The sequence below is a fragment of the Mesorhizobium oxytropidicola genome (genome assembly GCF_056174625.1).
On the sequence record NZ_CM149692.1, the window covers coordinates 164642 to 179122 of the forward strand.

At 63.3% G+C, this 14481-nt stretch carries 13 protein-coding genes and 1 pseudogene; 6 read left to right on the forward strand and 8 right to left on the reverse strand.

What is annotated here, in order from left to right; all coding sequences use genetic code 11:
- Positions 1 to 47: 47 nt before the first annotated feature.
- Positions 48 to 1202: an ABC transporter substrate-binding protein gene (locus tag AC0V8S_RS00785; protein ID WP_183455857.1), complete on the reverse strand. Its 1155-nt coding sequence runs from the start codon at positions 1200 to 1202 to the stop codon at positions 48 to 50.
- Between the two features lie 224 nt (positions 1203 to 1426).
- Positions 1427 to 2317, reverse strand: coding sequence for a class I SAM-dependent methyltransferase (locus tag AC0V8S_RS00790; protein ID WP_475436435.1), 891 nt, complete (start codon positions 2315 to 2317; stop codon positions 1427 to 1429).
- A gap of 31 nt (positions 2318 to 2348) precedes the next feature.
- On the opposite strand from AC0V8S_RS00790, the gene AC0V8S_RS00795 reads away from it, so the two are divergent.
- Complete coding sequence (locus AC0V8S_RS00795; protein WP_475436436.1) at positions 2349 to 2840, forward strand: helix-turn-helix domain-containing protein; 492 nt, start codon at positions 2349 to 2351, stop codon at positions 2838 to 2840.
- Here AC0V8S_RS00795 and AC0V8S_RS00800 read toward each other — a convergent pair.
- From AC0V8S_RS00800 to AC0V8S_RS00810, 3 genes are all read right to left on the reverse strand, one after another.
- On the reverse strand, positions 2837 to 3742 hold the full coding sequence (locus tag AC0V8S_RS00800) for a LysR family transcriptional regulator (protein WP_095200970.1): 906 nt from the start codon (positions 3740 to 3742) through the stop codon (positions 2837 to 2839). The genes AC0V8S_RS00795 and AC0V8S_RS00800 overlap by 4 nt on opposite strands.
- Before the next feature lie 75 nt (positions 3743 to 3817).
- Positions 3818 to 4435, reverse strand: coding sequence for a DedA family protein (locus AC0V8S_RS00805; protein ID WP_183455848.1), 618 nt, complete (start codon positions 4433 to 4435; stop codon positions 3818 to 3820).
- Positions 4432 to 4932 (reverse strand): class I SAM-dependent methyltransferase, encoded by a 501-nt coding sequence (locus AC0V8S_RS00810; RefSeq protein ID WP_475436439.1) that lies wholly within the window; start codon positions 4930 to 4932, stop codon positions 4432 to 4434. Before AC0V8S_RS00810 ends, AC0V8S_RS00805 begins: the two co-directional genes overlap by 4 nt.
- Positions 4933 to 5322: 390 nt before the next feature.
- Here AC0V8S_RS00810 and AC0V8S_RS00815 point away from each other — a divergent pair, with 390 nt between their 5' ends.
- The gene (locus tag AC0V8S_RS00815) at positions 5323 to 5997 is read left to right on the forward strand and encodes a response regulator transcription factor (RefSeq protein ID WP_475436440.1); all 675 of its coding nucleotides are present in this window, start codon (positions 5323 to 5325) and stop codon (positions 5995 to 5997) included.
- Positions 5998 to 6007: 10 nt separating this feature from the next.
- Positions 6008 to 7369: a sensor histidine kinase gene (locus AC0V8S_RS00820; protein WP_475436441.1), complete on the forward strand. Its 1362-nt coding sequence runs from the start codon at positions 6008 to 6010 to the stop codon at positions 7367 to 7369.
- Positions 7370 to 7433: 64 nt separating this feature from the next.
- On the opposite strand, the gene AC0V8S_RS00825 is transcribed toward AC0V8S_RS00820, so the two are convergent.
- The gene (locus AC0V8S_RS00825; RefSeq protein ID WP_183455840.1) at positions 7434 to 8210 is read right to left on the reverse strand and encodes a DeoR/GlpR family DNA-binding transcription regulator; all 777 of its coding nucleotides are present in this window, start codon (positions 8208 to 8210) and stop codon (positions 7434 to 7436) included.
- Positions 8211 to 8724: 514 nt separating this feature from the next.
- Here AC0V8S_RS00825 and AC0V8S_RS00830 point away from each other — a divergent pair.
- The gene (locus tag AC0V8S_RS00830) at positions 8725 to 9612 is read left to right on the forward strand and encodes a phosphotransferase family protein (RefSeq protein ID WP_183455838.1); all 888 of its coding nucleotides are present in this window, start codon (positions 8725 to 8727) and stop codon (positions 9610 to 9612) included.
- Positions 9609 to 12062: a GcvT family protein gene (locus AC0V8S_RS00835; protein WP_475436443.1), complete on the forward strand. Its 2454-nt coding sequence runs from the start codon at positions 9609 to 9611 to the stop codon at positions 12060 to 12062. The genes AC0V8S_RS00830 and AC0V8S_RS00835 overlap by 4 nt, the downstream gene beginning before the upstream one ends.
- On the opposite strand, the gene AC0V8S_RS00840 is transcribed toward AC0V8S_RS00835, so the two are convergent.
- Positions 12059 to 12691, reverse strand: a complete 633-nt coding sequence (locus tag AC0V8S_RS00840) for a class I SAM-dependent DNA methyltransferase (RefSeq protein ID WP_183455834.1) — start codon at positions 12689 to 12691, stop codon at positions 12059 to 12061. The genes AC0V8S_RS00835 and AC0V8S_RS00840 overlap by 4 nt on opposite strands.
- A 102-nt stretch (positions 12692 to 12793) precedes the next feature.
- Between AC0V8S_RS00840 and AC0V8S_RS00845 the strand changes: the two genes are divergently transcribed.
- Complete coding sequence (locus tag AC0V8S_RS00845; RefSeq protein ID WP_475436446.1) at positions 12794 to 13696, forward strand: phosphotransferase; 903 nt, start codon at positions 12794 to 12796, stop codon at positions 13694 to 13696.
- Positions 13697 to 13790: 94 nt separating this feature from the next.
- Here the strand turns inward: AC0V8S_RS00845 and AC0V8S_RS00850 are convergent.
- A pseudogene (locus tag AC0V8S_RS00850) lies at positions 13791 to 14260 on the reverse strand (DUF805 domain-containing protein).
- Positions 14261 to 14481: the final 221 nt, after the last annotated feature.

The window sequence follows — 14481 nt, forward strand, 5'->3', positions numbered from 1 at the left end:
CCGACGCTGCGCGTCGACCCTCCCCACAAGGGGGAGGGCGAGGAAAATCACCGTCCGCCGATGACGCCGATATAGTCCGACACCCAGCGGTAATAAGGCACGCACTGGTCGTTCTGGGTGACGCATTTCGAGACCGGCGTCTTCCAGAATTTGATCTTGTCGAAATTGTCGTAGCCGTTGGTCTTGCAGCCTTCGTCGGTCAAGAGCTCGTTGCCCTTGCAGGCGGCGGGCACGACGGGGAGCGATCCGAACCAGGCCGAGACATCGCCCTGCACCTTCGGCGATAGCGAATGCTCGAGCCACATATAGGCGCAGTTCGGGTGCGCCGCGTCGGCTTCCATCATGGTGGTGTCGGCCCACCCGGTGACGCCTTCTTCCGGCACGGTCGAGGCAACCGGCTTCTTGGCGGCAACCAGCGTGTTGACCTGATACGGCCACGAACCGGAGGCGACGACGCCTTCGTTCTGGAAATCGTCGACCTGGATGGCAGCGTCATGCCAGTAGCGGCCGACCAGCGTGCGCTGGACGCGCAGCAGGTCGAGTGCTGCCTTGTACTGGTCCTCGTTCAACTCGTAGGGGTCCTTGATGCCGAGTTCCGGCTTGTGGAACATGAGATAGTTGGCGGCGTCGGCGATGTGGATCGGCCCGTCATAGGCCTGGACGCGGCCCTTGTTGGACTTGCCGTCCGGCAGCTTCATCTCCTCGAAGACGACGTTCCAGCTCTTCGGCGCGTCCTTGAACACCTCGGTGTTGTACATCAGGATGTTGGGGCCCCACTGATAGGGGACGCCGTAGTGAACTTTGTCGACGGTGAACCAGGGCGCGTCCTTGAGCCGGTCGTCGACCGCCTTCCAGCTCGGAATGAGATCGGTGTTGATCGGCTGCACGCGCTTGCCGGCGACCAGGCGCAGCGAGGCATCGCCCGAAGCGGTGACGAGATCGAAGCCACCCTCGTTCATCAGCGAGACCATCTCGTCCGACGTGTTGGCGGTCTTGACGTTGACCTTGCAGCCGCTCTCCTTCTCGAAGGCGGTGACCCAGTCATAGCCCTTATCGGTCTCGCCGCGCTCGATATAGCCCGGCCAGGCAACGATGTTGACCTGGCCTTCGCCCTTGCCGAGTTCCTTGACCTGGGCGATAGCCTGACCGGAGAAGGTCAGCGCGACCGTCAGCGCCGTGCAGGACTTCAGGAATGAATTCATCATCGATCTCCCATTTTGGCGGATGTCCCCCGAAACCGCTCCGGTTTTCGCCAGATCACGCGCGGACTGAAAAACTTATCCGTTCGTCCTGTGGACTTGATGTCGCTCTGATGGCGGCTTGGTCCCTGAAACGGAAGGTGCTTGGAAAATTCCGGTTTCGCAAATTCATTTATCAGAAAGGCGATATCGGTTTTTCCGATAGTTAGACGCCACTTGACGCCACTTTAAGCAAGCGCCGTCACCAGCCAGCAGGCGGCATTGAAGCGAGCCTCACCGCCCTCAACGAAAGGCGCGAACGCAGCCGGCAACACCGCGGTGATTTTTTCGGCCGTTGCCCGGTCAACCTCGCGCAGCGCGGCGCCGAGCGGCCCTAGCCGGGTGACAAACGTCATCAGATCGCGTTGAGCGATCCGACACGGGACGTCTGCCTGTTCGACTTCGATTGAAGCCCAGCCGCTTGCTTCCAGGATCCGCTTCACCTTGGCGCCGTCGGCAAAGGCAAACTGACCCGGCGCATCGGGGTCTGGCGCTGGTGCGGGCGGCAGAAAAGGCGCAGCCGCTCGCACGGCGGTCGTCATGAAATCATTCTCGAGCGGAGTGCGCCAGGCAACAAAGGCGAGTTTGCCACCGCGCCTCGCGGCGTTTCTTATGTTGGTGAACGCGGCCACGGGATCGTCGAAGAACATGACACCGAAGCGCGAGATAACAGCGTCGAAGTGCCCGGATTCGAACGCATATGCCTGGGCATCGCCCACGTCAAAACTTGCGTTTGCTACGTCTTCCACCCTCCTGCGCTCCGTCGCCAGGGCGACAAGCGGCTGCGAGATGTCGAGCCCCACACAATTTCCGTCGTTGCCGACGCGGCGCGCCATCGCCAGGGTTGTGGCGCCGGCACCGCAGCCGATGTCCAGGACATTGCCCCCTTCCCCGGGATAGCCGGCATCGACCACCAGCCGCTCGAACGGTGCCAATATCTCGTCGAGGATCGGCTGCATCTCGACCCAGGCCTTTCCGCTGGCATCGTTCCAGAGCGCGGCTTGGCGTGTGTTGGGCGGCGCGGATTGCGGCATAACGGACCTCGCTTTCGTGTTGCTCTCACCGATCGTCGCGAGCACTCTACGAGTTCAAGCCGACTTGAGGTCAAGTATGAAGGATATGGACATTGCCGAAGTGTCGCGCCGCACCGGCGTGCCCGCCTCCACACTTCGCTACTACGAGGAGAAGGGCCTGGTCGCCTCGATCGGCCGTCGCGGCCAGCGCCGCCTGTTCGACCCTGCCGTCCTGGACCGGCTCGCCTTGATCGCACTCGGACGCGCTGGTGGATTCGCACTGGACGAGATTTCCTCGATGCTGACGCCCGACGGCCTGCCGAAAATGGATCGAGGGCGCCTGGATGCCAAGGCGAAGGAACTGGACCAAATCATCCAACGCCTGACGGCGATCCGAGAGGCTTTGCGTCACGCCGCCCAATGTCCAGCCGCCCGGCCGATGGAGTGCCCTGCGTTCCGTCGCGCCGTCAGGCTTGCCGGCGCCGGCCGCTTCGAGGTTGCTCCGATAGGGCCGTTCAAGGCGGAGGCGGTTTCCGTCAAGAGGCGCAAGCGCAGGACTGGCCACGCCAGCCTGGAGCAGCCACACTAGCGACGGACCGTCCGCTGCGACTGGGCAAGGCCGATGAAGTCGCGCGCCGCCTGCGGCAGGCCGGAGCCGCGCCGCCAGACCATGCCGACTTGCACCACCGGCAAGGAGCCGGAAATATCGCGCGATTCGATGCGGTCGCCTTCCAGCGACCATGGCCGGTAGACGAGGTCGGGGAGCAGCGCCACGCCGGCGCCGGTGGCGACCAGGCTGCGCACTGCCTCCACGGAACGGGTGCGGAAGGCGACATGCGGCTTGGCGCCGATCGCCGTCAGCAGTTTTCCCGTGTTCTCCTCGATTTCGTCAACAGTCAGCATGATCAGCGGCTCGCCAGCGATATCGCCAATGCTGATGATGTCGGCACTGGCGAGCGGATGGCCGAGCGGCAGCCACAGGCGGTAGGCCGAGACTTCGAGGATTTCCGATTGCAGCGCGGTACGGTCGCGCAAATTGGAGGTGACCATGACGGCGATGTCGAGCTTGCCGCCGATCAGGAGATGTTCGAGATAGTCGCCATTGTCCTCGATGGCCGAGACCTCGACGCCCGGATAGGCGCGACGGTAGCGGGAGAGCAGATCCGACAACACATAGCCGGCGACCAGCGAGGTGACGCCGAGTTGCAGCCGGCCACCCGCCACCGCCTGTTCGCCAGAAAAAGAACGGCGGGCGTCGGAGACGTCGGCGAGGATCTTGGTCGCGTGACGCAGGAACTGGTGGCCTTTGTGGGTGATGTTGAGGCCGCGCGGATGACGCTCGAACAGTTCGACGCCGAGATCGCTTTCGAGTTCCTTGATCGCTTCGGTGACGGACGATTGCGAGATGGAGAGGTTTTGTGCCGCGCCCGACACCGTGCCCTGCTCGGCGACGGCGATGAAGAACTGCAACTGGCGGATGGTGAAAGCCATGGCCGGACTAAACACCGCCGGCCGAGCGAAGGAAAGCCGATGGCGGAGCTTATCCCATGACTGGGTCCTGTGCGCTCAGCCGAGCATCAGCCTGATGCGCCGCCGCCATGCGGGACCATAGCGCAGCGCCAGCATGAAGGCCGTCTCCAGCGCCACCACGATGACAATGATACGGAAGCCCACAGTGAAGGAGTTCTGGCCGCTGCCGCGCAAGAGATAGCCGGTTACGAGAAAGCCGAAGTTCCACAGCGTAGCGCCGAGCAGCGTAGCGATCGCGAAGGGCAGAGCCGGCAGACAAAGCGCGCCGGCCGCGATCGGCAGGTAGTTGCGCACCGTCGGGATGAACTGCGCCAGCAGCGACACCCGCACATGATTGCGGCGATAGGCCTGGCCGAGCTTGCGGTAGGTTGCCGGGCGCAGGAAGACATATCTGCCGACCCGTTCGATCAGCCTGTCGGCACGATCAAATCCGATCCGGCGACCAACCCCATACCAGACGAGGCAGCCGGTGAAGGAGGCAAGCGTCGTCACCGCCAGCAGGATTGCCAGTGTGGACACATCCGGCGCCGCCGTCATGCCGAGGAACAGCAGCAGCACATGCGAGGGCGGGATCGGCAGGATCTTCTCGGTGAAGGCGAGGCAGAAAACGCCGAACAGGCCGAAGCCGAGAATGGCCGATAGCGGCCCGGTCATGCGAAGCGCCAATCATAAATCCCCAGCGTCTTGATCCTGGCGACGCGATAGACCGTCGCCGGCGGGAAATTGCGAAAGGTATGACCGACCCGCGTGACCTCGAGATCGAGCCGGTCGAGCAGCGACTGGTCGAACGGGCAGCGGCGGCCGAGCGTGGATTGATAGAGCGCCCCGCCGGGGCGAAGGTTTGCGAAAACGCCTTCCAGAATGGCAAGCGTCTTGCGCGGCGAAATCAGGCGGAACGGCAAACCGCTGACGGCAGCGCCAACCACCGGCCCGTGGAATAGCGACAGATGGCGCAGACCGGCGGCATCCATTTCGAAGATCCGGGCCGTGGGGAAGCGCCGCTTGAGAAGTGCCGCGAAATCCGGATCGGATTCGATCAGCGTCAGATCCTCCTCCCGCACCCCGCGTGACAGCAGCGCCCGCGTGAAAGGGCCGGTTCCTGGACCGAGCTCCAGCACAGGGCCTGTCTCGGGGCCGATGTGGCGCGTCATCAAGGCCGCCAGGCTGGAACTGGACGGCGTGACGGAGCCGACCCTGAACGGCGCAACAGCCCACGCCATGAGAAAAGACAGAGCATCATGTGCAGACATAACCAACCTCAATTCCGGACGACAGCACGCCAACCGGTTTGGTGTGGCGCTTGATTTCGTTTCGGCGTCGGACCCGAACCTGTTGCTGCATATTCAGGCCCGACGCCTTGACGCCGGCATGGGCGGTTCCTGCCGACCGGCGCTGTTTGCCGTGACTGGATTGCATAGACATTGCGCAACATGGCGGACGCAAAGAAAGACCTTGTCGGCCGCGGGCCATTCGGCTTTGCCATGTTTGCGCAATGTTGGCGCGGTAGCGCCCGATGCAGTGTTGGTTGCCGGGGAGTGTGGATGCGTATCTTGCTGGTCGAAGACGAGCCTGAAATGGTCTCGGCGCTGCGAGCCGCGCTGAAGCGCCACGACATGGTGGTCGATCACGCCGGCACATTGCTGGAGGCGGAGGGCTTCGTTGCCGTCGACAGCTACGACGCCATCCTGCTCGACCGCCAGTTGCCGGATGGCGACGGGCTGTCGCTGGTGCCGAGATTGCGCGCGGCGAACAACACCGCGCCGGTGCTGGTGCTGACGGCCAAGGGCGACACGTCTGACAAGGTCGACGGGCTGGACATGGGTGCGGACGACTATCTGGCAAAGCCATTCGCCTTCGAGGAATTGCTGGCCCGCTTGCGCGCGCTGCTCAGGCGGCCGGCGCCGCTGCAGTCGCAATTCATCCGCGCCGGCCATCTGGTGCTCGACGTCGGGCATCGCGAGGCTGCGATCCGCGGCGAACTCCTCAGCCTGCCGCGGCGCGAACTCCTGGTGCTGGAGGCGCTGATGCGGCGCACCGGCCGCATGGTGCAGCGTGAGGCGCTGATGGAAGCGGTGTTCGGCCTCGACGACGAGATCCAGTCCAATGCGCTCGACACCCATGTCTCGCGCCTGCGCCGCAAGCTGGCCGATGCGGACAGCGGCGTGACGATCAACGGCATTCGCGGCGTCGGCTATCTCCTGCGCGAAACGACGTGAGCCTCAATCGATGAGCCTCAAACGCCCACGTTCGCTCAAATGGAGCCTGGTGCTGCGCATCGCCTTGCTGCAATGCGCGATTTTGACGCTGATCATCGTCGGCATTCTCGGCGCGTTGCTCGCCACCGGCCTCATTCCGCACGACTATGAGGACGGCACGATGGACGTGCTGGCGGATGCCGTGGCGCGCGACGCGGGCGGCAAGCTTGTGCTGCGCGAGACCTCGGATCTGTCGAAGCTGCGATCCGATGTCCCCGACCTCTGGTTCATCATCCGCGACAAGCAGGGGCAGCGGCTGCAGGAAGGCACGGTGCCGGCCCTCTTCCAGCCTTTCGCCGGACTGCTGGACACCATCAGCGACGCGCGTATCGACAATTCCATCGGCGAGAGCGCGCCGCCGGATGCAAAGATCCGCTGGACCGACACCGCAGCCGGCAATGTCCAGATCTTCACCGGCACCAGGGGTGGGCTTTCGCTGCTGCGCCTGCTTGGACAGGCGCCGCAATTCTTCCTGCAAGGCATATTGCCGCTGGCGGGACTGATGGCGCTGGCGACGCTGTTCGCGACGCCCTGGGTGGTGCGCGGCGCGCTGTCGGGGCTTGGCCATGCGGCCGCCGAGGCCGAACGCATCGACATCGACCAGCGCGGCGTGCAGCTGCCGCTGAAGGACGTGCCGATGGAGGTGACGCCGCTGGTCAAGGCGGTGAACGCCGCCCTTGCGCGCCTGGACAAGGGCTATGAGCGCCACAAGCGCTTCCTGACTGATGCCGCCCATGAGCTGAGGACACCGGTGGCCATCCTCAACACACGCCTAGCCTCTCTGCCGGCAACACCCGAGCGGGCCCGGCTGCTGCAGGACGCGGCACGGCTTTCGACGCTGACCGACCAGCTGCTCGACCTGCAACGCCTCGACCGGCAGACCTCGCCTTTCGAGAAAGTCGATCTCGTGGCCATCGCACGCGGCGTCATCGTCGACCTCGCGCCGATGGCGTTTTCGGCCGGGTATGAAATGTCGTTCGAGCCGGAACGGGAAACGGTTTTCGCCAGCGGCGACCGCACCGCGATCGAACGCGCGGTGACCAATATCGTCCAGAACGCCATCGAGCATGGCGGCCGCGCGGGCAAGATCACCGTCAGTGTCACCGCTCCCGCTGTCATCGAGGTGCGGGACGAGGGTGACGGCGTGCCGCCAGCCGAGCGGGAGCGCATCTTCGAGCCCTTCTACCGGCTGCGCCCGCAGGATCACGGCGCCGGGCTCGGGCTCAACCTGGTGCAGGAAATCATGCAGTTGCATGGCGGACGAATCGAGATTTTCGACGGCAAGCCGAGCGGCGCCTGCTTCAGGATGAGTTTTCGCGCCGTGCCCGCGTAGGCATGGCCGCAGGCGGCGATCGATGCACAACATCGCCTTCGCCCACCAGGCGCTGGTGATCGGCTCAGAACCCGGCTTCGCCGCCGGCGATGCTGAGCCGCGCGCCCGCCTGTGCCAGCGCGGCGACTATGTCGTGCGGCGGCGAGCGGTCGGTGGCGAGTTCGGAAAAGCCATCGAAGCCGCAGACCTGGACCAGGCCATGGCGGCCGAATTTGGTGTGGTCGGTGATGACGAGCGAACGCTGGCCGCGCGACAGCACCATGCGGGCGAATTCGGCCTCTTCCAGATCGTAGTCCATGACACCCGTCACCGCATCGACGGCGCCGGTGGAGATGATGGCGTGGCTGACCGAGAAACGGCTGACGAACTCGATGGCCGAAGTGCCGAAGGCAGCGCCGGAATCGCTGCGCAGTTCGCCCCCGGCCATGTAGACTTTGTTGCCATTGATGGTGGCCAGCGTGCGGGCGATGTCGGACGAGTTGGTGACGACCGTCAGCCGCCGGTGGCCGAGCAGTTCCCTGGCCAGGAACGAGGTGGTGGTGCCGGTGTCGAGCATGACCGATTCGCCGTCACGGATGGTGGCGGCGACCATGCGGGCAATGATGCGCTTGGCATCGGCATTCTCGCGCATGCGCCGTTCGAACGGCGCTTCGCCGACCATCGACGGCAGGCCGATGGCGCCATGCATCTTCAGAACCGAACCATCACTGGTGAGCGGCTTGACGTCGCGGCGCACGGTTTCGAGCGAAACACCCAGCCGGTCGGCCAGGCTGGCGATGGTGACGGTTCCCTCTTCCTGCAGCAGCCGCAAGATCTCGCCGTGGCGTTTGGAATGAGCCATTTGGTCTTTCCGGACTTAGCCTTTTGACCGGTTCTAAGGTAATTCGAGTGCTTTTAAAGGGATTACCCTTGCTTTCGGGCAAAACACCCAAAAAAAGTCACATGTTTTTGTTGACAACCGGGCAACCCTGGCGTGAAATCCAGGCATCAACAGGGTTCGGAGCTGCAGACGGGAGGGTGATGGCAGGGCCGCAACTCACTGACCAGGCCGTCTTGAACGTGTCTGGCGCAAGGAATTTTCAGATCCGCGGGGGCGGATGCCGGGATCAGAAACCTGGCCAAGGGGCTCGTCGGTGCGGTGCGGGATACCAATCCTGGCGTCCCGCACCGACGAGATTATTTGCGTTTCTCCCCGCCGTCGTTGCGCTGTCCATGGCGCCCAATGCATGTCGCCAAAAAGTGACCTCGGTTTTGGGAGAGCGACATGCATAAAAACAAGAACCTAAAGCGCGGCGCATGGATCCGTTTCAACGCGACGCGCTTTAGTCGAAGCCCAGCAAACCGGGGATGATTCCGTGATTGCCGAAGATCGCATCCGCGCCCTGCCCTGCTGGACCGGCGCCATCGAGATCGCCCCGCTGCCCGGCGGCCTTAGCAATGCCAACTATGTGGTCAGCGACGCCGCCGGACGGCATGTCGTGCGCTTCGGCCAGGACTATCCGTTCCACCATGTCTTCCGCGAGCGCGAAGTGATGACCGCGCGGGCCGCCCATGCCGCCGGTTTCGCGCCGGCGGTGCATTATGCCGAACCGGGCATCATGGTGACGGCGTTCCTTGGCGCCAGGACGTATCTGGCCGAGGACGTGCGCGCCAATCTTGGCCGCGTCGCCGCCCTGATGCGCGGCTTCCACCGGGAGATGCCCAACCATATCTCCGGCGCCGGCTTCATGTTCTGGGTGTTCCACGTCATTCGCGACTATGCGCGCACGCTCGAGGAAGGCAACAGCCGCAAGCGCAGCGACTTACCCCGCCTTTTGACGCTGGCTGACGAACTGGAGCGGGCGCAGAAACTGCTGCCGATCGTCTTCGGCCACAATGATCTTTTGCCGGCAAATATTCTCGACGACGGCAGCAGGCTGTGGCTGATCGATTTCGAATATGCCGGCTTCAACACGGCAATGTTCGACCTCGCCGGCGTCGCCTCGAATGCGGGCATGAGCGACGCGGAATCCTTCGCCTTCCTGACCGCCTATTTCATGAAGGAGCCGGACGAGGCGATCCGCCGCTCGCACGCCGCCATGCAATGCGCCTCGCTGCTGCGCGAGGCGATGTGGAGCATGGTGTCGGAACTCTATCTCGACGCACCCGGCATCGACTACGTCGCCTACACCGAGGAAAACCTGGTGCGGCTCGACGCGGCGCTGGAAAACTACCGGACAAAATACGGGATCCTGAAATCATGACTTTGCCCAGCCAGGCCGCGATCGTCGTCATCGGCGGCGGCATCATCGGCTGTTCGACAGCCTATCATCTGGCGCGCGACCACAAGGCCGACGTGGTACTGCTCGAACAGGGCAAGCTGACCTCGGGCTCGACCTGGCACGCCGCCGGCCTGGTCGGGCAATTGCGCTCGTCGGCCTCGATCACCCGGGTGCTCAAATACTCGGTCGACCTCTACAAGGGGCTGGAGGCCGAAACCGGCCTTGCCACCGGCTGGAAGATGACCGGCTGCCTGCGGCTCGCCACCAATGCCGACCGCTGGACCGAGTACAAAAGGCTGGCGACAACGGCGAAAAGCTTCGGCATGGACATGCATCTTTTGTCCCCGGCCGAGGTCAAGGCGATGTGGCCGCTGATGGAGACCGGCGATCTCGTCGGCGCTTCCTGGCTGCCGACCGACGGCCAGGCGAGCCCTTCCGACATCACGCAGTCGCTGGCCAAGGGCGCGCGCATGCATGGCGCCAAACTGTTCGAGAATGTCCGCGTCACCGGCTTCGAGATGAGGAATGGCCGCATCACGGCGGTAAAGACCGATCAAGGCGACATTGCCTGCGACAAGGTGGTGAACTGCGGGGGACAATGGGCGCGCCAGATCGGCGCCATGGCCGGCATCAACGTGCCGCTGCAGCCGGTCAAGCACCAATACATCATCACCGAGAAGATCGATGGCCTGGCGACTGACGCGCCGACGCTGCGCGACCCCGACCGCCGCACCTATTTCAAGGAAGAGGTCGGCGGGCTGGTGATGGGCGGCTATGAGCCGAACCCGCAGGCATGGGCGACGGATCTCCCCGGCGGCGACGTGCCCAACGATTGGGAATTCCGGCTGTTCGACGACGACTACGACCATTTCGAGCAGCATATGGCACAGGCGATCGCGCGCGTGCCGGCGCTGGAAACCGTCGGCGTCAAGCAGATGATCAACGGGCCGGAAAGTTTTACGCCGGACGGCAATTTCATTCTCGGCACAGCGCCCGAATGCGCCAACATGTTCGTCGGCGCCGGCTTCAACGCCTTCGGCATTGCGTCCGGCGGCGGCGCCGGCTGGGTGCTGGCGCAGTGGGTGGTCGATGGCGAGGCGCCCCTCGACCTGTGGGTGGTCGACATCAGGCGCTTTTCCAACCTGCACCGCGACCGGCAATGGGTGCGCGAGCGTATCCTGGAAGCCTATGGCAAGCATTACACGATCGGCTTCCCGCACGAGGAATATGCCTCAGGCAGGCCACGCATCGTCTCGCCGCTCTACAACAGGCTGCAACAGCAGCGCGCTGTGTTCGGCTCCAAGCTCGGCTGGGAGCGGCCGAACTGGTTTGCACCCGAAGGCGTCGAGCCGCTGGACGTCTATTCGATGGGCCGGCAGAACTGGTTTTCGGCGGTCGGCGACGAGCACCGGCATGTGCGCGAGCATGTCGGCATCTTTGATCAATCATCCTTCGCCAAATACGAGCTGAGCGGCCCAGATGCGGCCAAGGCACTGGATTGGATCTGCGCCAACGATGTCAGCAAGCCGGTCGGAAGGCTGACCTACACCCAACTTCTCAACACCCGCGGCGGCATCGAGGCCGACCTGACCGTGGCGCGGCTGGCCGAGGAAAAATTCTACATCGTCACCGGCACCGGCTTCCGCACGCATGATGCCTCGTGGATCAGCGACCATATCGGCGAGGACCTCGATGCCATGCTGACCGACGTCACCGAGGATTTCGGCACGCTGTCACTGATGGGTCCTCGGGCGCGCGACGTGCTCGCTGCGGTGACCGACGCCGATGTGTCGAATGGCGGCTTCCCGTTCGGCCATGTCCGCGAAATCGCCATCGCCGGCCACACAATCCGGGCGCTGCGCGTCACCTATGTCGGCGAGCTTGGCTGGGAGTTGCACGTGCCGATCGCGGCCACAGGCGAGGTCTTCGACGCGCTGATGGCGGCGGGCGAGAAGCATGGCATCCGCCCGGTCGGCTACCGGGCGCTGGAATCGTTGCGGCTGGAAAAAGGCTATCGCGCCTGGGGCTCCGACATCACGCCCAACGACACGCCGCAGGAAGCCGGGCTCGGCTGGGCGGTCAAGCTCAGGAAAAACACCGATTTCGTCGGACGACGCGCGCTGGAGACGATCGGCGGAGCACCTCTGAAGAAACGCTTTGCCGGCTTCACGGTCGACAATCCCGAAATCGTGCTGCTTGGCCGCGAGACCATCCTGCGCAATGGCGAGCCGGTCGGCTATCTCACCAGCGGCGGTTACGGCTACACGCTGGCCAAGAACATCGGCTACGGCTATGTGCGCAACGGCGATGGGGTGAGCGACGATTTCCTCATCTCGGGCGACTACGAACTGGTGGTCGCGATGGAGCGGACGCCGGCCAAAATCCATATGGAGCCGATGTACGATCCGGCAGCGGAGCGGGTGAAAGCCTAATTCACCCGCAAGGCAAGGCCGCGGCTGGGCACGGTGTCGGCCTCGCCCGGCATCGAGACGTAAGGGCGCGTTTCTTCGACGCGGGTGACGACGCCTTGCGCTTCGAGCGCGGCGATGCGGGCGCCAAAACCCTGATCCCACAGCGTGTTCTTGACCGTCAGCACGATCACCCCGCCAGGCCGGCAGATGCGGATCAGCTCGTCCAATCCTTCGGTGCCGACATGGCCCGAGGTGAAGACGCCGGCCGAAATGATCCCGGCATAGGCGCCGTCAGCGAAGGGCAATGGCCCGCCCATCGCCAAGCAGTGGAGCGCGGTATACACGCCCTTAGCGGCCGCCTTGTCCAGCATGCCTTGCGAAATATCGAGAGCCTCGACCTTGGGGTAGCCAGTGATGGCCAGCCATTCGCCGATGAGCCCGGTGCCCGCGCCGGCATCGAGCAACGGTGCCGCGCCACGCGGCAGATGGCGGGTCAGCAGCGCCAGGCAGATCGTCGGATGACGATAACCGGCGGCCGACATGTCGGCGTCATAAGTCTGCGACCAGCGGTCATAGAGGGCGGCCACCTCTTCTGGACGCTTTGCCGCGTAGGCAGCGCTGAGCGCGCCCAGGTGTTTACCGTCCGTCATCTCTGCTTTGTCGCCTGATCGAGTTGCCTTCGATCCAATGATAGCCAAACGGCGAAAATTGTGGAACCGTCGCGGTGAGAAATAACAGCGTGGGGGCGCGGCATGGCGACGGACGAGGCGCGGGCAAAACTGGCCGCCATTCCGGTTCTGGCCGGCTATACCGGGCCGCTGGAGCGGCTTGGCGGACTCACCAACCTCGTCTTCAGGGCCGGCGATCTCTGCCTGCGCATTCCGGGCAAAGGTACCGAAGAATACATCAACCGCGCCAACGAAGCGGTGGCCGCGCGCGAAGCGGCGAAGGCGGGAGTCAGTCCCGACGTCCTGCATGCCGATGCCGATACCGGCGTGATGGTGACGCGCTTCATCGCCGGTGCCGAGACGATGTCACCGGAAAAATTCAAAAGCCGGCCAGGCAGCCCGGCCCGCGCCGGGGAGGCCTTTCGCAAGCTGCACAAATCCGGTGCGGTGTTTCCCTTCCGCTTCGAACTGTTTTCGATGATCGACGACTATCTCAAGGTGCTGTCGAGCAAGGACGTCGCCCTGCCCGCCGGCTATCATGACGTGGTGCGCGAGGCCGACGGCGTGCGCTCGGCGCTGGCCGCCCATCCGCTCCCCATCGTCGCCTGCCATTGCGATCCGCTGTGCGAAAACTTCCTCGATACGGGCGAGCGGATGTGGATCGTCGACTGGGAATATTCGGGGATGAACGACCCGCTCTGGGATCTCGGCGACCTCAGCGTGGAAGGCAAATTCGATGCGGAGCAGGACGAAGAGCTGATGCGTGCCTATTTCGGCGGCGAGGCGAAGCCGGCCGAGCGCGGCCGGGTCGTCATCTACAAGGCAATGTGCGACCTGTTGTGGACTCTATGGGGATTGATCCAGCTCGCCAACAACAACCCGGTCGACGACTTCCGCGCCTATGCCGACGGCCGCTTCGCCCGCTGCAAGGCGCTGATGGAGACGGCGGAATTTTCCCGGCACCTGGCGGCTGTGCGCATGGGCTAGAGCAGTTCGATGTGAGAGCAGTTCCGGAGCCCAGCGATCCAATCAACACTTAAGTTCTAAAAGCGCTTCAATAAATTGCTCTCTTGTCGCGCGCCTATTTGAAAACCCTCTCCAGTTCACTCAAAGTCGCCGTATCGTCAGACTTTTTGCAATACCAAATGATCAGCGCAATGCTCCCGATGGGGATGAACCACGCTAGGAGTTGATACCAACCGCTTCTGTTGATGTCATGCAGCCGGCGGTCATGGCCAGTGTCGGCAGAAGGGCGGCAAGATTCCAAATGGATGAGATAATTTCATTCTGCACAATGGCGTCAGCTATGACGGAAACGACGCCAACAATAATAATGAAGAGGTATGAATACCAGAACTCCGAGCGGCTCGCCCTGCCGGAAAAATTCACATAGTTTCGAAAGAAACTTGAAACAGCTTCACTAAAGCTCATCGGAGGCGGCATTTCTCCGAATCGATTGGCGCCAGCCGGCGCTGCTCTTAGAACAAACACCAATGGCAGGCCGATCAGGACCAAAACGATCAGCCAATGCCATATAGAGAAACTACCCATTATCCCCCTCTATCGCAATTCTCTTGAGATATTGATCTTGCCTCTTCCGGCCAAGAATCAATCCCGTATTGCGCCCGGACGGCAGCGTACACAGCAAAGTATCTATGTAAATACCGGACTTTCTGACCGGAAACTCAAACAACTCCGGATGATAGCCTTCGGCTGCCAAACGCGTCGCTTCGAAACGGCGCGATGTGACGTGCTGTATGCTTTGTTTGGCT

What these genes read in the sequence shown, in the direction of transcription:
- AC0V8S_RS00785 (WP_183455857.1), bottom strand. Translation starts at nt 1,202, where the DNA reads ATGAATTCATTCCTGAAGTCCTGCACGGCGCTGACGGTCGCGCTGACC.
- AC0V8S_RS00795 (WP_475436436.1), top strand. Translation starts at nt 2,349, where the DNA reads ATGAAGGATATGGACATTGCCGAAGTGTCGCGCCGCACCGGCGTGCCC.
- AC0V8S_RS00800 (WP_095200970.1), bottom strand. Translation starts at nt 3,742, where the DNA reads ATGGCTTTCACCATCCGCCAGTTGCAGTTCTTCATCGCCGTCGCCGAG.
- AC0V8S_RS00805 (WP_183455848.1), bottom strand. Translation starts at nt 4,435, where the DNA reads ATGACCGGGCCGCTATCGGCCATTCTCGGCTTCGGCCTGTTCGGCGTT.
- AC0V8S_RS00810 (WP_475436439.1), bottom strand. Translation starts at nt 4,932, where the DNA reads ATGACGCGCCACATCGGCCCCGAGACAGGCCCTGTGCTGGAGCTCGGT.
- AC0V8S_RS00815 (WP_475436440.1), top strand. Translation starts at nt 5,323, where the DNA reads ATGCGTATCTTGCTGGTCGAAGACGAGCCTGAAATGGTCTCGGCGCTG.
- AC0V8S_RS00820 (WP_475436441.1), top strand. Translation starts at nt 6,008, where the DNA reads ATGAGCCTCAAACGCCCACGTTCGCTCAAATGGAGCCTGGTGCTGCGC.
- AC0V8S_RS00825 (WP_183455840.1), bottom strand. Translation starts at nt 8,210, where the DNA reads ATGGCTCATTCCAAACGCCACGGCGAGATCTTGCGGCTGCTGCAGGAA.
- AC0V8S_RS00835 (WP_475436443.1), top strand. Translation starts at nt 9,609, where the DNA reads ATGACTTTGCCCAGCCAGGCCGCGATCGTCGTCATCGGCGGCGGCATC.
- AC0V8S_RS00840 (WP_183455834.1), bottom strand. Translation starts at nt 12,691, where the DNA reads ATGACGGACGGTAAACACCTGGGCGCGCTCAGCGCTGCCTACGCGGCA.
- AC0V8S_RS00845 (WP_475436446.1), top strand. Translation starts at nt 12,794, where the DNA reads ATGGCGACGGACGAGGCGCGGGCAAAACTGGCCGCCATTCCGGTTCTG.